Below are 21099 nucleotides of genomic sequence, written 5' to 3' on the forward strand. Positions count from 1 at the left end.
ACACCTGGGCTGATGTAATCAACCGCGCCAACCTGGGTATGGAAGTAATGCACGAGCGTAACGCTCACAACTTCCCTCTCGACTTGGCAGCAGGTGAGTCCACCCCAGTTGCTCTGGTTGCTCCTAGCATCAATGGTTAATCGCTAGTTTTTCTAGCTCAAAAAGCGCTCCCATAGGGGGCGCTTTTTTTTTGGGAATCTCTGTTAAGAGGATCTGGAGCTTTCTACTGGAGGTGGAAGCCTCTTAGCATTCAGGCTCCCGCCTGAGAAAGAGGGACTGATTCACTACATCGACTGCTTGTATTGTTCCAGCAGTTCCGGAATGTAGTCAAATCCATCCACCCCAATAGCAGGAACCAGTAAAGAGCGATGTTCTTGAATTACTTTTATAAAGGCTTCAGCTCCTAACTGACCTTGTAAAATTGTTAGTAATCCCGCCGATTGTCGCCACTGATTAGAGGCAATTCTTTCTAAGTAATACATACCTAAACTGGCAGCGAAGATGGCTTTTTTGAAATTTTTTATTCCATAGTAAGCTTCCGCTATGTATGCCAAGTTGATTCCTTGTAGGTATAAATCCCCGGAAATCATGGCGGCTTCTAAACCTTTTTCTAGGTTTTTCAGGGCTTCTTCGGGTTGTTCAACTACTAACAGAGCAATACCAAGACTGCTGTAACAAAGGGCTTGACTTTGGCGATCCCCTAATCTTTCCGACAACTGCAACCCTTGTTGTAAGTAGTTGATTGCTGACTCATAAGTTTCTGGCTCTACCCGTTCCATTTGTTGAGCTTGGAAGACTTCGCTATAACCGAGATTAGCTAAAGCGTTGGCTTCTCCCAACCTGTCACCATTCTGACGCGAGAGAATTAATGCTCTTTGACTATAGCTAATTGCCTCGCCATAATTTTTTTGAGCTACGCAGGTGCGACTAAGGTGGTTGAGATTAGCAATTTCACAGGCGCGATCGCTTGCATCTCTGGCTATCTCTACAGCTTGTTGATGCAACAAAATTGCATCATCGTAGCGACCTTGCGCCCGTAGGGAATAACCCATTAATGTCAAAATTCGCGCTTTTTCCTGAGTTCCGGCTACTTGTCGTAGGGGTGCATCTAGATAGTTCAGGGTAGAGCGCAGATAGTTACCAGAAAACGAGGCGAAAATTCCACCGTAAAGGGGAAAGTATTCTCTTTGGGAAAAGGTGCGAAAAATTTGTAGGGTAATTTGAAAACAACCCATGACTAAGGATTCGCGTGAAGTTGAATTCAGACTCGTCGCTTGATTCAAACCATTAGCGATCGCAGACCAAATTACCGCAAAAGTCAGAAATATAGAAATCGACAGCTTTGCTCCTACTTTGGAGTCGTAAATCAGCTTATCAGACCAGTTCACTAAACCCCTTTGTAAGAAAGGCAAAATCACCGCTAACTCAACTAAGGAACTGACATTTGGCGGGTGTTTTGCGGCAAATTCTGCCAACGATTGATCTAAGGAAAGAGTCTGAAAAAGTGCTTGCGGGTACGGGCTATTTACTTGCTTTGCCCACACCGCCCAAGGCCCATTTTGTTCGGGTGCGCCCTCAAACCCTAAAGGCCCCCGGCTTTGGTCGTAAATCCAGCTTACCAGGTGTCCTTCCAATCGCTGCCAAGATTCCAAACCGCGAGTGATGCCTTGAGCGATTTGCTGCACTTCCTGGTAAAGTTCGGGATTGGTGGTTTCCTGTATTTGTTGCTGAAGCAATGATGCTATCTGCTGAAGCTGAGCTAAACTCAAGACTTGCTTTTGGTTAGGATCTATTACCTGCAAAAAAGCTGCCAAGCGATCGCCAGTTTGTGCTTTAACAATTTGTTGCACCGCGATCGCGATCGCATCCGCCGCCCGATTTTGTGACTGCGCTCGTTCCCATTCCCCCTTGACCGTCTGAATCGCCCTCAGGCTACGAGTAGCCTTTGCCAGCTTCATTTCATCTTTTAGAGTATCTACCTGTTCCTGGGCCGTGCTGAGACTTTCGCTCAAAGCTCGTTCAAAAATTTCGCCGGTTCCCAGGCTTACTTCTTTAAGGAGCATTTTATAAACCTGCTCTTTAGAGCGGATCTGCCCTTTGAGAGTGGTTTGAACAATTTTATCGATTAATTGTAGGTAGCGATCGCGCAAAGATAAAGAGTCTGACATGGGGAGAAGGGTGTGAGGGGGAGAGGAGCAGGAGGACAGACAATGACATATTTTGCAGTGTACTGAATAATTCAGTTAGTTCGCATCTTCAATTCCCCATTTCCCATTCCCGCCTATGTTCCCCAATTTTCTACCATCCCAAGTTGAGCAGTTGCAGGAGTCTGAGTCAATTGCTCTAGCTCAAAGCATCCAGAGAACTGCAATCAAAACACCCCTTTCACCGCAGCAGATTGCTACAGCTTACGTCCATCAGGGTAGCGGTGGCACTCCGATTTTATTGCTTCCAGGTTTTGATAGTTCCGTGCTAGAATTTCGTCGCCTATTTCCACTACTCGCCGCCGAAAATGAAACCTGGGCGGTTGATTTGTTGGGGTTTGGCTTTACCGAACGGGTGCAGGGAATTTCTTATAACCCCGCCGCTATCAAAAGTCATCTCTACTACTTTTGGAATCTGATCAAAAAGCCAATGATATTAGTAGGGGCTTCGATGGGAGGTGCAGCAGCAATTGACTTTACTCTAACTTACCCCCACGCTGTTAAAAAGCTGGTTCTAATTAACAGTGTGGGTTTTAGTGGTAGCTTTCCTCTAGGCGCGTTGCTTTTTCCTCCTTTTGACTTTCTGGCAGTAGAATATTGGCGACAGCGCAAAGTTCAGGCGTTGTTATGGGGAAGTCATTTTGGCAACTTGAAACCAAACGAAATTGAGGCGATTAAATGTGCAATGCTGCACATGGAAATGTTTGGTTGGCATGAAGCTACAAGCAGTTTTACTAAAAGTGGTGGTTATTGGGATTTGTCCGATAAAATTTCCCGAATTGACAAGCCGACGCTGATTTTGTGGGGCGAGTCTGATGATATGTTGGGAACTGCTGATGCCCAAAAGTTTAAGAATGCGATTGCTAACTCTCAACTAATCTGGATAGCAAATTGCGGACACGTTCCTCAATTGGAGCAGCCTCAGATTACAGCAGAATATATTTTAGCTTTTCGCTGATTTTTTTTAATCCAAAGGTTAGCGCAGAGGTATTTTATGACTTTTCAGTGGGTACTTAGTGCAGAAAAAGCTAAAAAGCTGATTTTAGAAGATGCTATTATTTTGGATGTTCGCAATCAAATTGCCTATTTACTTGGGCATATAGCGGGGGCTGTTCATGTTACTTGGCAGCAATTTTCGCAACCAAAATTGCCTGACAAGGGAAAACTAATTGATAATATAAATGTTCTGGAACAACAACTTGGCACTCTAGGTATTTTTAATCATAAACCTGTCATTGTAATTGGCAATCCAGCTCACAATTTTGGGGAAGAAGGGCGCATTGTTTGGATGTTACGGACTCTGGGACATTCTCAAGCCGCTTTTGTAGATGGTGGATATTCAGCGCTTGTGAAGGTGGGCGTTCCGACTACTTGGGGATTTAGTCACAATCAAGATGGGGATTTTGTTGTACAGCGAACCGGATTGTGGGAAATTCACCGCGATGAAATTAAAGCCAGTCTTTCCCACCAAAATTTTATCATAATTGATACCCGCGAACTACGAGAATATACAGGCTCTACCCCTTACGGGGAACAGCGGGGAGGACATATTCCTGGTGCTGTGCATTTTTATTTTAAAGATTTGTTAGATAAAGATGGTAATTTGCTCCCTCGCGACCAAATTATGGATAAGTTAGAAAACTTAGGAATTGAAAGCAGCCGTCCCATTGCTGCTTATTGCACAGGCGGTATTCGTTCGGCTTTTTTTGTCGCGGTACTCGCTGATTTAGGCTTTACAAATGTAAAAAATTATGCTGGTTCAATGTGGGAATGGTCAGCAACAAGCGCCATTAATTATCCACTAGAGAAGTAGAGGCGAACCCCATACCGTTGCCGTTAAGAATAATTGTAGGTTGGCTGCGTGGGAAAGCGAAGCCCAACGTCTGCTTTTGGGCGTTGGGTACAGAAGCCTTAACCCAACCTCCGTAGTATTGATCCCCCCTACGTGCATCATTTTCAAAATTAATAAATCTTCATGTATAGAGATTAATCTATGGTTATTATAGAGATGATTGATCAACACTGATTTATGGACTCAATAACCCAACCAAGTAGCCGAGTTATATAAGTTTCAGTTAGAGGTTTTATCGCTTAATTTTCTAATTCAGCAGTTCCCTTTTGACTGTTAAAAGATTAAGCTAAACAAAACCATTAAAAAATAATGAATTTGCGATCGCTCCAATCCCTCAAGTACCGGGGAAGTATTGGGGTAAGTTTTCATCGTCCCTGACTTTGCGGCAATCTTACAGGTAGTTAGTTCCAATGGTTCAGTTCCTCGTCGATACCATTTGGTTAGTCCCTTGCTATGCCTTAATCGGTGCCATTTCATCAGTGTTTTGGTCGCCCGGTATAATCCGTAGCACAGGGCCACGGCCAGCTGGTTACATTAACTTATTGATGACTTTGTTGGCCTTTATTCATGGATTGCTTACTCTGCAAGCCATCTGGAATCAGCCAGTACAAGAGATATCATTTACGTGGCTCAATGCAGCTGGTTTAAATTTAACCTGTCCCATCGAAATCTCACCGATTAATATCGGAGCAATAGTTCTGGTGACTGGGCTGAACGTGCTAGCGCAGATATACGCTATCGGTTACATGGAGATGGATTGGGGTTGGGCGCGTTTTTATGCCTTGCTGGGACTGTTTGAGGCAGGAATGTGCGCTTTAGCCTTGTGTAACTCCTTATTCTTTAGCTATGTGATTCTCGAAATCCTCACACTGGGTACTTATCTATTAGTGGGGCTTTGGTTTAGTCAGTCGTTGGTGGTGACAGGTGCTAGAGATGCTTTCCTAACTAAGCGGGTGGGAGACTTACTGCTGCTGATGGGGGTGATTGCATTGTTACCCTTGGCCGGAACTTGGGATTATTCTGAACTAGCAGAGTGGGCAAAGACTGCGAATTTAGACCCAAAAGTTGCCGCTTTACTAGGTTTAGCTTTAATTGCAGGCCCGATGGGCAAATGCGCTCAATTTCCGTTGCATTTGTGGCTGGATGAGGCGATGGAAGGCCCTATTCCCAGCACAATTTTACGGAACTCGGTAGTGGTAGCGACTGGTGCTTGGGTATTGATTAAGCTGCAACCAGTATTAGCGCTGTCGCCTCTGGTTTTGTCCGCAACAGTGCTAATTGGTGCAGTGACGGCGGTAGGTGCTTCGGCAATTGCGATCGCGCAAATTGACATCAAACGCGCCTTATCCTATTCTGTCAGTGCATACATGGGATTGGTGTTTATCGCCGTAGGTAGCGGACAAGACAATGCCGCGTTATTGTTGGTCTTGACTCATGCTGTGGCAATGGCGCTTTTAGTAATGAGCGTCGGCGCGATAATTTGGAACAATATCACCCAAGATTTAACCCAACTCGGCGGTTTGTGGTCGCGTCGTCCCATATCCGGTTTAGCTTTTATAGTCGGTACGCTGGGATTAATCGCATTTCCACCCCTTGGCAGTTTTTGGGCGTTGGTGGAATTAGCAGATGGTTTGTGGGCGACTAAACCTTGGCTAGTCGGTTTAGTAGTCGTAGTTAATGCTTTAACAGCCTTCAGCTTAACCAGAGTATTTGGGCTAATTTTTGGCGGTAAACCAAATAAAATGACAGTGCGATCGCCTGAAGCATTTTGGCCTATAACTTTCCCTATGATAGTTTTGCTAGCCTTTGCCCTCCACCTGCCCTTAGTCTTGGAAAGCTTGTCATTACTTCCCACTTGGGCAACCTTAAATAAAGATGTCGCCCTCATGCTGATTTGGTCTAGCATCTTTGGTAGCAGTATCAGCGGTGTCATTTACCTGGGTGGAATGTGGCAAAAACCCGTTCAACTTCCTTGGAAACCCCTACAAGACCTTTTCGCATACGACTTTTATACAGCCAAAATTTACCGCCTGAGTATTGTATTCGGAGTTGACCTGGTTTCCCGCATCATCGACATCGTTGACCGCTACTTAGTTGATGGCTTAGTTAACCTTGTCGGCTTTGCTTCTATTTTCGGTGGCGAAAGCTTGAAATACAGCACCTCCGGACGCTCCCAATCCTACGCGCTAACTATCTTACTGGGAATAGTTGTGATGGGAATGCTTTTATCTTGGCCTTTCCTCTCTCATCTTTCCCTCGTCTTCGCCAACACATAATCTCTTCCAGGCTGAACCTGCGAAGCCTACAGGAGGCGGTCGCCTCCTGTAATACCCTCTAGCATTGCGTCCCCAGGGAACGAGAAACTAACAACTAAGAATTAACTATGCTCAGCAGTTTAATTTGGTTGCCATTTTTAGGTGCCGCCATTGTTGGATTTTTGCCTAACTTATCTGCTAATCGCGCCCGTCTGCTGGCTTTGAGTATTGCCAGTGGTGTTATAGTCTGGACACTTTTTCTGCTTACCCAATTCAACATTAGTAATGCAGGTTTCCAGTTCTCGGAATTTATACCCTGGATTGAAACTCTAGGCTTGAATTACAGCCTCGGCGTTGATGGTTTGTCTGTACCGCTACTGGCGTTAAATAGTCTGCTGACGTGGATTGTTATTTACAGTACCTCAGAACAAATTACTCGCCCCCGTCTTTATTACTCTTTAATTTTGCTAGTAAGTGCGGGAATTGCCGGAGCCTTCCTCTCCCAGAACTTGATGCTATTCGTCTTGTTCTACGAGTTGGAACTTATCCCCCTGTACCTGTTAATTGCCATCTGGGGGGGAACCCAAAAACGCGGCTATGCAGCCATGAAGTTCCTTATCTACACCGCTGTTTCCGGAATTTTGATTTTGGCGGCATTCTTAGGTGTAACCTGGCTAGGTAACGCTCCCAACTTTGATTACAATCCTCTAGTTACCCAAGGTTTATCCTTAAATACCCAGCTGATTCTACTGACAATGCTCTTAGTAGGTTTCGGCATCAAAATCCCCTTAGTTCCTCTGCATACTTGGTTGCCAGATGCCTACGTTGAAGCTTCCCCACCCATAGCGATTCTTTTAGGAGGCGTACTGGCAAAATTGGGAACTTACGGTTTAGTGCGATTTGGTTTGGGGATGTTTCCGGAAGCTTGGGTAACTGTAGCGCCTGGTTTAGCGATTATCGGAGCATTTAGTGCAGCTTATGGAGCGCTGAGTGCGATCGCGCAAAAAGATATCAAACGTATGGTAGCCTATAGTTCCATCGGACATATGGGCTACATCCTCTTAGCCGCCGCCGCCGCCACACCTCTCTCCCTACTCGGTGCCGTCTTACAAATGTTTAGCCACGGCTTAATCTTAGCAATCCTCTTTCACCTAGTCGGCATCGTCGAAACCAAAGTCGGCACCCGCGATTTAGATGTCCTCAATGGCTTGCTGAGTCCCCAAAGAGGTTTACCTTTCACAACTGGTTTGCTAGTGTTGGGCGGAATGGCAAGTGCTGGTATCCCCGGTTTAGTCGGATTCATCGCTGAATTTTTGGTACTTCAGGGCAGTTTCTCTGCTTTCCCCATCCCTACCCTAGTTTGTGTCCTCTGTAGCGGTTTAACAGCAGTTTACTTCGTGATTCTGCTCAATCGCACCTGTTTCGGCAAACTAGACAACAGCACCGCATACTATCCAAAAGTGCAATGGGTAGAACGCACGCCAGCGTTAGTATTAGCAGCCCTGATTTTCTTTTTAGGATTGCAACCCGCTTGGCTAGTACGCTTAACTGAAACCACAACAACTGCAATGGGTGCCACAATTACCGCTACTAACAACGTGCAAGTAGCTGTCAAAAATTAAACCCAAGCTGGGCAACACCCACCGCAGTACGGTTCGGTTAAAAATAGTTGTAGTTGTACTTGAGGAATCAAACCCAACAAATCCATAACTTGTGTTGTGTTTCATTCCTCAAGGAAACTAACTTCTTCTTACCTTCCCTTTCCGTTCTTTGCGTCTAAAGCGCTAACGCGCATGGCTAAAGCGCTAACGCGCATGGCTTCGCTAACGCCGTTCATTCCTCTTATGACACCTTCGCCCCAATTACAACAAAACAATAACCGTTTTTTTGAATCTCTTCCTGGGGTACTTGTAGCCTTTCGCGCTATTATTGCTCCCTTCCTTTTATGGGATGCAATTGATGGCAAAACAAGCATTTGGTTTCTCGTCGGTTTTGTAGCAGCATTTCTATCAGATATTTTCGATGGCATCATTGCTAGAAAATTAGGTGTCAGCAATGCTAAACTACGTCAAGCTGATGGTTGGGCTGATAATTGTCTTTACGGTTCTATAGTCGCTAGTGCGTGGTTAGTACACCCCGATATTTTCATTAACTTTCGCGTCCCGTTGTTGATGGTGCTTGTTGCTCAGTTAACCTGGTGGTTGGTTAATTTGGTGAAGTATGGAAAACCCGCCAGCTATCACACTTATTCAGCCAAGTTTTGGGGAATCACTCTTTTCATTGCTACAGTGGCGCTGTTTGGTTTTGATTACGCAGGAATTACTTTATGGCTGACTTGTATTGTTGGCACGATTCACAGTCTAGAAGAAATTGTCATGACACTGATACTGCCAACTTGGACGCATGATGTTTTGAGTATTTTTCATGCAATTGACTTACGCCAAAAGTTGACAAGTGAGGATTAATTAACCGCAGAGGCAAGAGAGTACGCAGAGGACAGAAAAGTAGTTTTTCAAAGAATTATCGAATAAATACGGCAATTTATTTAAAGGAACTGAAAATGGTACAAACTCCTCCTAAACCCACAACAAAGTTACCTCCTTCGCGGCATGAATTTGCACCTATAATTCATCGTCTGGAAGCTGGCGGTGCCATGCTACCTGACACGCCGGAAAATTTGATGCAAATCATCGGCATTTATAAGGCTTATGCTGTGCCGATGGATTTCTACTGGCGGGACTTACTTTATATTGCTGAAAGGGTGTTTTTAGAGCCGTTTCCTTTCTTTAAATACTTTATCCCAAAAGAGTATTTAGAACTGCATAATCACTACGCTGGTGATGATGCGGATCTGCGGATATGGCGTGGGGAAGCTACTGCACATCCGGAACTTTTGGAGTTTATCGAAAAAGGTGAACTCAATAAAAAAATGCCTAAGTTGTTTCACCACTTATGGCATGACAGAGTAAACATGGAGTTTGCCGAAGCTTGTATGCAAGCTATGCTTTGGCACGGTAGAGATATGGGTTGGGGACAATTTGATGCCTACCTGGACTCTGAAGAATACAAAGCAAATGCTGATAGGGCAATTAAGGCTTATTTCCAGGGTAATCCGGCAATGTTGGGACTTTATAAGCTGTTTCCAGATATGTTCTTGGAACAGGTGCGGCAAATGTCCTATTACAGTAATCTAGGCTTGTTCTGGGAGGTGATGGCTCCGGTTTTCTTTGAAATGTCCGATATCTATGATGAAGGCGGATTTAAAGGTGTACCGGATGCGATGAATTTTCTGGTAAATGGTATTTTTGCCATAGCAGGCCGTCCCATCTACCACCACGTTTATATTCGTGGACAAAAGTACGAAATTATTCCAAAATCAAAGGGTTTTATGTGGTTATATGAAGCAGCGTTACCTTATGTGGAAGCTGTTTTTTACCGCACCGCGCCTTTCCGGGGTACGAAGTCTTACAACGCTCAAGCTAAGCAAGTACCTGAAGAGCAAAAAGACTTCCATTACGGAATTCTCTATGCTGATGTATTTCCCGTAGGTACAGCTGGGATTCCGCCAACATTGTTAATGCAGGATATGCTGCATTTTCTCCCTGACTATCTCAAAGATTACTATCGTCAACACTGTCGCGGTGAAGATGATATGTTAATCCAGCTTGGTATCACTTTTCAACGTTCAATGTACTGCGTTACTTCCGCTGTAATTCAAGCGTTGCGAACTGCCCTTCTCTATCCTTTAGACGACCCAAATCCAAAGCATCTGCAAGCAAATCGAGCTTTCTTTGAAAGTCAATTGGATCGTTTTAAGCGTCCTGAAGCACGTTTGCGAGATATTCAAAGGCAGGATTATAGATAGGATATCCCCAACCCCCATAAATTGGATTTCCTGTCCGGTTAATTAGCCCACACCCTGGAATCAGAACCCCACTAAAGCCGCAGGTTTTAGTGGGGTTCTCTTCTTAAGGGCAATTTGCCGGACACGATATCATTTTCCAAGGGTGGAGAATGCCAGCCGTACGCAGCTTTAACGAGAATTACCAGAACTGCTAAGTGTACCGCGATCGCTTCTTCTTTGGTGCCTTTGTTTTGCCTGCAATCTCGCTTTCCAATCTCGCAGCGCGATCGCAGTTCGGGCGGTGGGAGGAATATAATCTGGTGGACTCGCTTCCGGTTGATTCTCAACTGGGCTTTTTTCTGGACGGCGCACAGTTGTCATAAACTGGGATAAATTGTCTTGCGCTTCCCAACCAAATGCCAGCATAATCGCTCCAGCAGACTGAAAGCGCTCTTTTAGAGAGATTTTCAGCATTTTGTTGAGAATTCGGGCAAACTCTTGCGAGACTACCACTGTATTCTGCCACTGAATCTCACCTGTGGCGCGATCGCTTTCAAACTCCAACGGCGCTTTGCCAGTCAACAAGTAAAGGCACGTTACGCCCAGTGCGTATATATCGCTGGCATAAACTGGTCGCAGAGAAAATTGTTCCGGTGGCGCAAACCCAACTGTCCCGATGAACTGGGTAGTTGACCCTTTCACACCAGATTGCCCTAACTGGGAAATTTCCTCTTTGACAGCTCCGAAGTCAATCAACACCAGCCTACCATCGTCCTGACAGCGGATGATGTTCTGGGGCTTAATATCGCGATGAATTACGTTATTGCGGTGGATGTACTGCAACAATGGCAAAATCTGACGGAGGAATTGTTTCACCCCCTCTTCAGTTATCGAACCACCACGCCTCACCAGTCTAGCCAGGGTATGACCTCGAATATATTCCTGAACTAGATAAAATTCTCCCTCTTCTATAAAATAGTCTAGTAGCATGGGAACCTGAGAATGGCTTCCCAGTTTGCTAAGAGTTTTCGCCTCTTGCTCAAAGCGTTTCTGCGCCGTTTTTAAGCCAGCCGGATCGCTAAACTTCGGACACAGCTGCTTGATCACGCACAACGGCTGTCCAGGGAGTGTTGCATCCCTCGCTAAAAAGGTGACACCAAAGCCACCTCTACCCAGCATCCGCAGGATCTCGTAGCGATCGCGAAACCTCTGTTCCGAACCGCACAGCTGACCCAGTTCAGTCTGTGCCAGAACATCGGAGTGAAAAGTTGACAAATTGGTGGGAGGGAAATTCATGGCTCGTCACTGGCTGGAGGAGGGTAGTATCTGCACTATGCTCCTAGTCTAGATCCCGGTTTTGGGAAAAAGCTCTCTTAGCGCTTTGTTGTTTGATGGTATTGCTACACCTTGCAAATGCACAACCATCGGAGGAAGTACCTAATCAGTTTAAAAGTAGAGACCATATCGATCTGGTCTGTACAATGAATTATGAAAAATTAGCGAGCCAAATAGGGCTTATGACCATGAATACTACTCTACACCGTGCTTTTGAGCAAGGCAACGTCTTAAAAATTATCACTGGCTTGAATAACTTTGATTTCTCTTCTGTTGCTACTACCGTCAAGGCTGCAACTCTGGGCGGCGCTACCTTCTTGGATATTGCTGCTGACCCCGACTTAGTGCGGATGGTTCGGCAATTGACAGATTTGCCAATCTGTGTATCTGCGGTAGAGCCGGAGCTGTTTGTGAAAGCTGTTGCAGCAGGAGCTGACTTGATTGAAATCGGCAACTTTGATAGTTTTTATGCTCAGGGACGGCGGTTTGAAGCTGCGGAAGTGATGGCGTTGACCAAAAAGACGCGATCGCTCCTGCCGGAAATTACCCTGTCTGTCACCGTTCCCCACATTCTAGAGCTAGACCAGCAAGTGCAGTTGGCAGAAGCGTTAGTAAAAGCTGGTGCTGATATTATCCAAACTGAAGGAGGCACCAGCAGCAGCCCCACCCACGCCGGAACACTGGGATTGATTGAAAAAGCTGCTCCCACCTTGGCAGCAGCTTACGAAATTTCCCGTGCTGTCTCCGTGCCAGTTTTGTGCGCTTCGGGCATCTCCAACGTTACAGCACCGATGGCGATCGCTGCTGGTGCTGCTGGTGTCGGTGTCGGAAGCGCTATTAACCAGCTCAATAGTGAAGTGGCAATGGTGGCAGCTGTTCGCAGCTTGGTGGAAGCTTTAAGCCAAGTCAGCCGTCAGCAAGTTCGGGCATAAAATAGAGACTGGCTAATGGCTAATAGCTAATTGTTCAATGCAATTAGATGTAGGTTGGGGCCGAGTAATCTCACCCAAAATTGAAATGAGTAAAATGGGTAACGCTTGCGTCGCTCTACCCATCTTACAAATCATTAAATCCATCTACTTATTAGCCATTAGCCATTAGCCATTAGCCATTAGCAAACAGTCCTTCAAACCATAGACCACTTGCTCTTGCTCCTCTGGGGACAGTTCTGGGAAAATCGGCAAAGATAAAACTTCGTGGCAGACTTTCTCAGTAACAGGAAAATCCCCAGCTTGGTAGCCCAAATCCTTGTAAACAGGTTGCAAGTGCAAAGGCAAGGGGTAGTAAACCATTGAACTAACGCCCCTAGCGGCTAGCTGAGTGCGAACATTATCCCGGAAAGCGCTGTTGCTATCTTGGGTAAGCCGAATTGTGTATTGATTCCAGACACTGCGCCCCCCTGCTATTTCTTGCGGTTTCACCACCCCAGGCACAGGCTCCAGCAATTGATGGTAACGTTCAGCAACCGAACGGCGCAAGTCATTCCAGGTATCTAGATGACGCAACTTAATTTGCAAAATAGCCGCTTGTATGGTATCCAAGCGGCTATTAATGCCAGTTTCTTCGTGGTAGTAGCGATCGCGCATCCCGTGTTCTCGCAGCATTCGGATAGCAGAAGCGATCGCCGGATCGTTAGTCGTGACCGCACCGCCATCACCAAAAGCACCCAAATTCTTTGTGGGAAAGAAACTAAAGCAACCAATATGACCGATGCTGCCGATTTTAGCGTCTGCCCATTCGGCACCTGTGGCTTGGGCGCAGTCTTCAATCACAGCCAGATTGTGAGACTCAGCTATCCTCATAACTGCGGTCATATCCACAGGTTTCCCAAATAGGTGAACTGGAATAATAGCGCGCGTTTTATCCGTAATCGCCTTTTCTAGCTGCAAGACATCAAAATTAAACGTCTCCGCATCAATATCAACAAAAACGGGCTTGGCTCCCACCACACTAATTACCTCAGCGGTGGCAATAAAGGTGAATGGTGTCGTAATCACCTCATCTCCAGAACCAATCTGCAAAGCCCGTAGAGCCAGGTAGAGGGCATCTGTGCCAGAATTACACGCCACACACTCAGAAACGCCCACGTAAGCTGCAAACTGTTGCTCAAAGCCTTGAACCAGAGAACCGCCAATGTAACGACCAGAAGCCAAGACATCAAGAACAGCTGCATTCACCTCTTCACTGATGTTTTTGTACTGCCGAGACAAGTCTAAGGGGGGAATGTTACTCACTCGTTTACACCACAAATTTTTATATACATAGAACCAAATTTTGTTCAGAAAGGGAATCCGCACCTCACCCCATTTTGAATTTGGGATTTTTGATTTTGGATTGTGAAACCTTTAGCTATAGACTGTTTCAACAATTCCAGGGTTGCCACAACACGCGCAAAATGAACGGTCTTACCATCTACATGATTTCAGAATGCTGAAGCTGTAAAATTGTTTCGCAGAGGGGTTGAGGGTTGGAGAGTAGGGACTGGGAGCTGGGGACTAGGTAAGACTTTTTTCCAACCCCAATCCCCAATCCCCAATCCCCAATCCCCAATCCCCAATCCCCAATCCCCAATCCCCAATCCCTATGACCTGTGGATTCTTTAATTACACTTGACATTACCGACCTTGCTTGGGCATTAGGCATGATGGCAATTGCCATCGGTTTATCCAGTTGGCAAAAACTGGGATTAGAAGGGCAACTTGCGATCGCAACTGGTCGTACAATTATCCAACTTTTGGGTGTCGGCTACGTCCTTGCCTTCGTTTTCGCCTGGAAAAATCCAATTGCAGTTCTGGCAATCTTGATGGTAATGCTAAGCATCGCCGCTATTGTCGCCCGTAATCGCATTGGCAAGAAAATTCCCCAAGTTCTACCCGTAGTTTGGGGGTCAATTTTAGCTAGTAGCGCCCTGACTTTGGGTTATACCACGCTGGTGATAATTCAGCCGCCAATTTGGTATGAACCACAGTATCTAATTCCCCTAGCGGGAATTGTACTGGGAAATGCGATGAATGGAGCAGCGATCGCAGGCGAACGTCTTGTTAGCACCGTCAACGCTAGTCGCGCTGAGATTGAAACGCACCTGAGTTTAGGTGCTACACCCCAACAAGCTGTAGCACAATATCGCAGAGATGCCATCAAAGCCGGGTTGATTCCCACACTGAACCAAATGATGGTTGTAGGTGTGGTGACGCTACCAGGAATTATCACAGGTCAGCTATTAAGTGGTGTTGACCCTTTGAATGCTGCATCTTACCAGATATTGATTATGTTTATGCTTGCTTTCACCAACCTGGTGACAACCCTGTTAGTTAGTCAGGGACTTTGCAGCCAGTTTTTCAATAACAACGCCCAACTGAAGTAGGGTTTATTGATGAGCCTGCAACCAAGCTACTAAATCTTGTGTTGTGGAGAAATCTAACAAAGCTTCACCGAGTGCTTCTACCTGGACGGTGGAAAGCTGCTGAATTTGCGATCGCAATTGGGGTGGAAGCGTCCCTAGTCGCCGCGTGAGTAGACGCAGAGCTAAAGACACCTCTCCTTGCTGAATTCCTTGCTGAATGCCTTGCTGCACACCTTCTTGCAAAATTTCTTGATACAGTGGTGATTCCCGCATAAGATCCTCTCTGAGAAATTGCCGAATTAAATCTTCTTCAAACTTCAGCCTTGCCAGAACTTCGACGCAAGCAGAAATGTTTCGCTGTCGGTCTGGTTCTTCGATCGTATCGACTCTGGCAGCAATTTCTTCTAGTAACGCTGTCTGTGAGTCTGTCCGAGCTAAAACTGCTAGAGGAAGAAGTCCGGGACTACTAAGTAAACGAGCTGGATCTTGCTCCCATATCCGCAAGACTCGGTAAGAGTGGAAAGTTCGCTCAAAAGCAAACCGCTCAACGAAGACTGCTTCTGAGGAGGTTTCTTTCAAGAAAATCACCACTTGCTCAATCGAACACTCGTACTGACGATGCAGCCTAACCCAATAGTCTAGCATCCGCAAAGGCAGAGGTGGTTTGGAAGCAGGCACAGTCTGAAATTCTAGATGCAGAATCTGGTTTCGTTCTGGCAGAAAGTAAAGGGCATCAGAACGGATGGGTTCAAGATTCAGTTCAGTCGGAAGGGGTTGAATAGCGATCGCATCCGTATCGAGTAGCCAGCTTGCAAACGCAACTGGATACTCAACTGCCAGATAGCGACAGATATTATCATAAGCCAATGGGAATACTCACTCCTTACTGTTAACTTGTCACTCTTAGCCTTTTTCTAGCCAGAGCGAGGATAGCTATTAATCAACGCTCCATCGGGGGTATAAAGTTGTAGTGGAACCCTAGCATTATCGCTAATTGCTTCCAGGGCATCTCCCAGCGTTCGTAGGTGAGTCGCAATTCCTTGTTGGGCACTAAAGTCACCCCGTTGTTTGGCTGTGTTTGTAGTTTGAACTACCATCTGCATATAAGCAGGTGTCAACTGAACTCTAATGCCCCCATCGGTTACAGTGTAATCGCAGACTTTAGGCGCTCCGGAGCAGGTTCGATTCAGATCGTTACGTGCTTTTTGCAGGAGGTTGGCGTAGCTTAGTTTGATCTCGGCTTGTCTGAGAGCCTCTTTATACGAATTTAGTAGAGAATCGGCTTGATTGTATACAAAAGTTCCTCTGGGAATTTTTTGCAGATTGACAATCGCATTGCGCCAGTTTAGCACCGTCAATGTCCATTGATTAAGCTGCTCAGTATTTTTGGCATTGCGTGCCAGGTTCTGAGCCATTTTGTAATTATTAATAGCCATTTGTTCTCTGTTTTTGCGATCGCGTGCATTTGCCAACTTGGGCAAATAAGCTGCTATCATCTGCTGCGCCTCTGCACGCGCCGTTGTACCCACAGGAATCCCCTTGAGGCGATTCATTGCCATATCCCAGCTAGTTTCCACCAACCGCCAATCTGGTAGCGACTGAGCCACCCCTTGACGGGCTTCTGCCACCTTCAGGGCTTCTTTCGCAGCATCGAGGTCTTGGAGAGCCTTTCTTTCGCCATTTAGCCGCCAATTAATCGCCGCTAAATTAGCTCGATACTCCTTAATTTTCTGCTGCGCTAATTGGTAGACAGTGCTATTTCTGGGAACTGGTTCTAAAAGCGCGATCGCTTCTCTCCACATCTGCTGAATTTCTCCCCATTCTGCTACTGAATGCGGAGGATTTTGGCTTCTTTGCGCCGCCGTCGATCCCTTGCTCAAACCTGTTACCAACTGCTCCAACAATTGTGCTTGCTGAGAATCATCTTTCAACTGATTTTGAGCTTCTTGGTAAGAAAGCGACCAAAATGGAATTGTCTCCAAAAGGCGGATAGCTTCTTGCTGTTTCTCTCTTGCCTCTAGTATTTCTTGCCCGGATTTGGGTTTCTGAAGGGAAACAGCTGCCTCTTGGGAAAGTTGCTTTGCGTCCGTGAGTGCGACACACGGGCCGACTACACAGGGACGGGTAAGGGCATAAAAAGGGAGAATAAAAGCCAACAAACCCACTCCAGCTCCCGCCACCAATAGCGGTAATGGCAACTGCCGCAGTTTAGTTACCAGCGGCAATGCCTTTCCCTTAGAGCCTTCTGGCGGCACCGCAGGGGATACAGGTGCATCCTCAGAACCTGATGAAGATTCAGCGATCGCTGGTGGTTCCTCGACATCTGTCGCATCAGTATCACCCAAACTACTTTGGGTTGCACTCACTTTTACCGCCGAGGGAACCCCTGCTGTATCAAAGACCACTCCCTCGTCAACGGAATCGGCAGTTACAGTTGACAAAACAGGCGATTCTACGGTAAACGAGTGAAACGCATAAGGCTGCTTTTGCCCGGCTATTCTCAGGTAAAGCTGTACCTGGTTGGCAAATTCCGGGCGCAGAGTCTTGAGAGTTTGTTCTATTTCTCTAAAAGTTTGTTGCGCGTCAGGGGCAAAATCGGGTGGATGTTGAGCCAGAATAATCAACGCTTCCTGTGGAGTGGCACAGCGAACCTGAAAGGGAATATGCTCGTGTTTAGCCGATTGCAGACGATTCTGCAAAATTCGCCCCAGTACCTGTAATTCGCTTTCGCGGGCTATTGTTGGCATACGGCAACCCCTTCCGTTAAACTTTATTCCATTTTGAAGCACCGCAGCTGAAAATCGGACTTAATTTTCTACTTTTCAGTAGAGCGATCGCATCAGTTGTAGCTGCAATAATAAAAAATTCCTCAAAAAGTCATTAATAATTGGTCACAGAAGAGTTGTCAAGTTGAAATGTTGTCAGGTTCTACAACTTTCCCACCTTCCAACCTTCCAACGGACTATCAACTACCTATGAAAACCTATACACCGCTATCTGAACAAGTTATCTTGATTACGGGAGCCTCCACGGGAATTGGTGCTGCTCTAGCGAACTATCTAGCCTCCCAGTTTTTGGGAATACGGTTAGTGTTAGCAGCTCGAAATCAGGAGAAACTGGAGACTGTTGCTACCTACTGCCGCAAAGCGGGTGCAGATGTCCTGGTAGTTCCAACAGATATAGCTATCTTTGAGCAGGGTAAAGCTTTAGCTAATAAAGCTGTTGAGCATTTTGGGCGAGTTGATGCTTTAGTTAATAATGCTGGTTACGGACAGATGGGGCCAGTAGAGTTAATCCCCACTGAGGCGGTACAGCAGCAGTTTCAAGTAAACTTACTAGGCCCCTTGGCTTTGATTCAAGCTTTAGTTCCAGTGATGCGTGACCAAGGAGGAGGAAGAATTATTAATATTAGTTCTCTGGGAGGACGGCTGGCGTTTCCTTTTGGGGGTTTGTATAGCTCCTCGAAATTTGCCTTGGAAGGACTCAGCGACGCTCTCAGGATGGAATTAGATCCATTTAATATCAAAGTCAGCGTTATTGAGCCAGGGCCAGTTACTACAGACTTTTTCGCCGTCGCCGCCCAAAGGGTGGAGCAAGCTGTAACAAATCCTCAAGATACGCCTTATCGTGCTGCCTTTAATCGATTAGAAGGACTTGAGGAACGAACCAGTTCTCGTGCTTGGACTTCCGAACGGGTGGCACAGGTAATTGTGCGATCGCTCACAGACCGCAACCCCCGTCCGCGCTATATTGCCGCTACAGGTGGGGATATATTGCTGTTTTTAATGAACAAAGTTTTACCCACCAGAGCTGTTGATGCTTTCTGGAAGCGTTTCTACGGCATTAATGAAGTCGCCAAAGACTGGCAAAACAGGGGTTAGGGACTGGGGACTGGGGACTGGGCATTGAGGACTGGGGACTAGGTATTGGAGACAAGGGACTGGGTAAGAGTCCTTCCAATTCCCAATTTCCCAATTCCCAATTTCCCAATTCCCAATCCCTAATCCCTAATCCCCAATTCCCAATCGTCAATCCCCAACTTATGGATTTATTAGAATACCAAGCTAAAGAATTATTTCGCGAAATGGGCATTCCAGTTTTGCCCTCGCAACGCATCGACCATACGAGAGATTTGAAGAGGTTACAGATTCCCTATCCGGTTGTCCTAAAATCTCAAGTGCGTGCTGGTGGACGGGGTAGAGTCGGAGGTGTGCGATTTGCAGAAAATACCATAGATGCGATCGCAGCTGCTCAAGCAATTTTTAATCTGCCAATTCTGGGTGAGTATCCCCAAGTGTTGCTGGCAGAAGCAAAATATGATGTCACCCGCGAGTTCTATCTGGCAGTAACACTAGACTATAACGCTCGTCGCCCAGTGCTGCTGGGTTCCTCTCAGGGAGGAATGAATGTGGAAGCAGTGATGGAGCAAATGCAGCAAGTTATAGTCGATGAAGAATTTTCCTCTTTCTATGCCCGCCGTCTCGCGGTGAAAATGGGACTCCAGGGTAATCTTATCGGATCGGTCAGCTGCATTTTAGAAAAAATGTACCAGCTGTTTGTCCAAAAAGACTTGGATGGATTGGAAATCAATCCTCTGGGTGTTAGCGCTACAGGTGAAGTGATGGCGCTGGATGGGAAAATTACTGTTAATGATGCTGCTTTCAACCGTCACCCGGATCTGGCAATGCTGGCAGCAGAAATGCCAGAGTCAGAGATGACTAAAGAAACGCCACTAGAAACTTACAATAATGCTTCTCAATCAAGTCTCAACTGGGTAAACCGAGACGGCAACATTGGGATTCTGTGCAATGGTAGCGATTTAGCGATCGCAATGGCCGATTTAGTAACTCGCGCTGGAGGTTCGCCTCGTTTATGCCTGAGTGTGAGTGAGGAGGCAAGTGGAGATTTAAGTGCAGCATCTCGCGGCGAAAAGCTTGAACAAGAGTTGGAGCGCTTTGTTCAAAATAAGAATATCAAAGTTTTACTGGTTAATATTGTCGGTAGTGCCGCAGTTAATGAAGAAGTAGCTTCATCAATTGTCAACTACCTGCAACGAAAAGTTAACGATATTCCAGAAGTTCCCTCGCAGGCAACTCGCCGCTTTCGCCCCCGTGGAAGCGATCGCAGATACGATCAAAAAGCTCTTCCCCAGTTTATCGTCCGCCTGCTTGGGGGAGAAATTGATTATTCAAGCGAGCATTTCGCCTCAATGCCTGTAAACTGGATCGATAACCTGGAGGATGCGATCGCTCAAGCCGTCTCTCTAGCAAAGTCCACTGCTAAAACATGAATGTAACGCCAGACAATAAAATCCTGGTACAGGGCATCTCGGAAGAACAAGGTTCAATCTACGCCGCTCGGATGAAATCCTATGGTACAAATATAGTCGCCGGAACGAGCGCCGGACATGGTGGCCAGCTGTTGCACGGCATACCAGTTTTTGACCTGGTAGAACAGGCAATCGTGGAAGTCGGTGCGATTGACACTAGCATTATTTTTGTACCAGCTTATCAGGTGTTAGATGCAGCACTAGAAGCGATCGCTTCTGGTATCCGACAAATTATTCTCATCACCGGTGGTATCCCTCCCCTGGACATGGTAAAAGTGCTGAGAAAGGCAGAAGCTACCAAAACCCTCGTCCTGGGGAGCAGCTCTTCAGGCATCATTGTTCCAGGGAAAATTTTACTAGGCACCCACGAAAGTAAATTTTATACCCCCGGTAACATCGGTATCATTGGGCGCACCGGAACTCTAACCTACGAAGTTGCTTGGGAATTGACACAAGCAACTCTTGGTCAGTCGGTTGCTGTTAGCATTGGCAGCGATCCGATTGTCGGATCTTCGGTTGTCGAGTGGTTGCAAATTTTGGCTGCGGATAAAAACACTAAGGCAATTGTTTTAGTCAATCATATCGGTGTACCCTGTGAAGAAACGGCTGCTAAATACATAGTTGAGGAACTTGACAAACCAGTAGTTGCTTACCTTGCAGGTCGTAAATCTCAAAAGAAACTAATAGGTCACGCGAATGCTATTAGTCTTCGGCATCGGGAAATGATGTTCGCCTCTCAGCGAGATGGACTAGCATCTGAACTAACACCCGAAGAGCGCCAAATTGCCGCTTTTAAGCAAGCCAAAATCCCCATAGCAGACAGTCCTTCTCAAATTCCAGACTTGGTGAAAAAGGCACTCAAAAAGTAATGTCGTCAAAACGGCATCTTTGCTCGTAAAGGTAGGGGGTTGTGCCAATTGTGGATGATCAAAATGAA

The 21099-nt window shown here is 46.2% G+C and carries 16 protein-coding genes and 1 pseudogene; 12 read left to right on the plus strand and 5 right to left on the minus strand.

The window, feature by feature from the left end; all coding sequences use genetic code 11:
• Nucleotides 1-140 (plus strand): annotated as a pseudogene (locus tag H6F66_RS16065) (photosystem II q(b) protein); the annotation flags it as partial.
• Nucleotides 141-284: 144 nt separating this feature from the next.
• Here the strand turns inward: H6F66_RS16065 and H6F66_RS16070 are convergent.
• Nucleotides 285-2168, minus strand: a complete 1884-nt coding sequence (locus tag H6F66_RS16070) for a tetratricopeptide repeat protein (RefSeq protein ID WP_190423085.1) — start codon at nt 2166-2168, stop codon at nt 285-287.
• 115 nt (nt 2169-2283) lie between these two features.
• On the opposite strand from H6F66_RS16070, the gene H6F66_RS16075 reads away from it, so the two are divergent.
• The 6 genes from H6F66_RS16075 to H6F66_RS16100 all read left to right on the plus strand — a co-directional run bounded on the left by H6F66_RS16075 (nt 2284) and on the right by H6F66_RS16100 (nt 10176).
• Nucleotides 2284-3162: an alpha/beta hydrolase gene (locus H6F66_RS16075; RefSeq protein WP_190423087.1), complete on the plus strand. Its 879-nt coding sequence runs from the start codon at nt 2284-2286 to the stop codon at nt 3160-3162.
• A 36-nt stretch (nt 3163-3198) separates the two neighbouring features.
• Complete coding sequence (locus H6F66_RS16080; RefSeq protein ID WP_190423089.1) at nt 3199-4017, plus strand: rhodanese-like domain-containing protein; 819 nt, start codon at nt 3199-3201, stop codon at nt 4015-4017.
• Between the two features lie 449 nt (nt 4018-4466).
• A complete protein-coding gene (locus H6F66_RS16085) occupies nt 4467-6332 on the plus strand; it encodes an NAD(P)H-quinone oxidoreductase subunit F (protein ID WP_190423091.1) in 1866 nt (621 codons plus the stop codon).
• 107 nt (nt 6333-6439) lie between these two features.
• Nucleotides 6440-7933: an NADH-quinone oxidoreductase subunit M gene (locus H6F66_RS16090; RefSeq protein ID WP_190423093.1), complete on the plus strand. Its 1494-nt coding sequence runs from the start codon at nt 6440-6442 to the stop codon at nt 7931-7933.
• Nucleotides 7934-8155: 222 nt separating this feature from the next.
• A complete protein-coding gene (locus H6F66_RS16095) occupies nt 8156-8776 on the plus strand; it encodes a CDP-alcohol phosphatidyltransferase family protein (protein ID WP_199295205.1) in 621 nt (206 codons plus the stop codon).
• 95 nt (nt 8777-8871) lie between these two features.
• On the plus strand, nt 8872-10176 hold the full coding sequence (locus tag H6F66_RS16100; RefSeq protein ID WP_190423095.1) for a CO2 hydration protein: 1305 nt from the start codon (nt 8872-8874) through the stop codon (nt 10174-10176).
• 168 nt (nt 10177-10344) lie between these two features.
• Here the strand turns inward: H6F66_RS16100 and H6F66_RS16105 are convergent, their stop codons facing one another.
• A complete protein-coding gene (locus H6F66_RS16105; protein WP_190423096.1) occupies nt 10345-11451 on the minus strand; it encodes a serine/threonine-protein kinase in 1107 nt (368 codons plus the stop codon).
• 221 nt (nt 11452-11672) lie between these two features.
• On the opposite strand from H6F66_RS16105, the gene H6F66_RS16110 reads away from it, so the two are divergent.
• Nucleotides 11673-12422 (plus strand): DUF561 domain-containing protein, encoded by a 750-nt coding sequence (locus tag H6F66_RS16110; RefSeq protein ID WP_190423099.1) that lies wholly within the window; start codon nt 11673-11675, stop codon nt 12420-12422.
• A 165-nt stretch (nt 12423-12587) separates the two neighbouring features.
• Here the strand turns inward: H6F66_RS16110 and H6F66_RS16115 are convergent, their stop codons facing one another.
• Nucleotides 12588-13724 carry an aminotransferase class I/II-fold pyridoxal phosphate-dependent enzyme gene (locus H6F66_RS16115; RefSeq protein ID WP_190423101.1) on the minus strand — a complete coding sequence of 379 codons (1137 nt, stop codon included), beginning with the start codon at nt 13722-13724 and terminating at the stop codon, nt 12588-12590.
• Between the two features lie 356 nt (nt 13725-14080).
• On the opposite strand from H6F66_RS16115, the gene fetB reads away from it, so the two are divergent.
• On the plus strand, nt 14081-14854 hold the full coding sequence (fetB, locus tag H6F66_RS16120) for an iron export ABC transporter permease subunit FetB (protein ID WP_190423104.1): 774 nt from the start codon (nt 14081-14083) through the stop codon (nt 14852-14854).
• A 3-nt stretch (nt 14855-14857) separates the two neighbouring features.
• Here the strand turns inward: fetB and H6F66_RS16125 are convergent, their stop codons facing one another.
• On the minus strand, nt 14858-15700 hold the full coding sequence (locus tag H6F66_RS16125; protein ID WP_190423106.1) for a DUF4351 domain-containing protein: 843 nt from the start codon (nt 15698-15700) through the stop codon (nt 14858-14860).
• 47 nt (nt 15701-15747) lie between these two features.
• Nucleotides 15748-17580: a hypothetical protein gene (locus H6F66_RS16130; RefSeq protein ID WP_190423108.1), complete on the minus strand. Its 1833-nt coding sequence runs from the start codon at nt 17578-17580 to the stop codon at nt 15748-15750.
• 228 nt (nt 17581-17808) lie between these two features.
• On the opposite strand from H6F66_RS16130, the gene H6F66_RS16135 reads away from it, so the two are divergent.
• The 3 genes from H6F66_RS16135 (at nt 17809) to H6F66_RS16145 (ending at nt 21031) form a co-directional block, all read left to right on the plus strand.
• The gene (locus H6F66_RS16135) at nt 17809-18714 is read left to right on the plus strand and encodes an SDR family oxidoreductase (protein ID WP_190423110.1); all 906 of its coding nucleotides are present in this window, start codon (nt 17809-17811) and stop codon (nt 18712-18714) included.
• Nucleotides 18715-18875: 161 nt separating this feature from the next.
• Entirely contained in the window at nt 18876-20123 is a 1248-nt protein-coding gene (locus tag H6F66_RS16140) for an ATP-grasp domain-containing protein (protein WP_190423112.1), read from the plus strand.
• A complete protein-coding gene (locus H6F66_RS16145) occupies nt 20120-21031 on the plus strand; it encodes a CoA-binding protein (RefSeq protein ID WP_190423114.1) in 912 nt (303 codons plus the stop codon). Before H6F66_RS16140 ends, H6F66_RS16145 begins: the two co-directional genes overlap by 4 nt.
• Nucleotides 21032-21099 lie beyond the last annotated feature (68 nt).

The sequence above is a fragment of the Trichocoleus sp. FACHB-6 genome (assembly GCF_014695815.1).
In the GTDB taxonomy this organism is placed as follows: domain Bacteria; phylum Cyanobacteriota; class Cyanobacteriia; order Cyanobacteriales; family FACHB-T130; genus Funiculus; species Funiculus sociatus.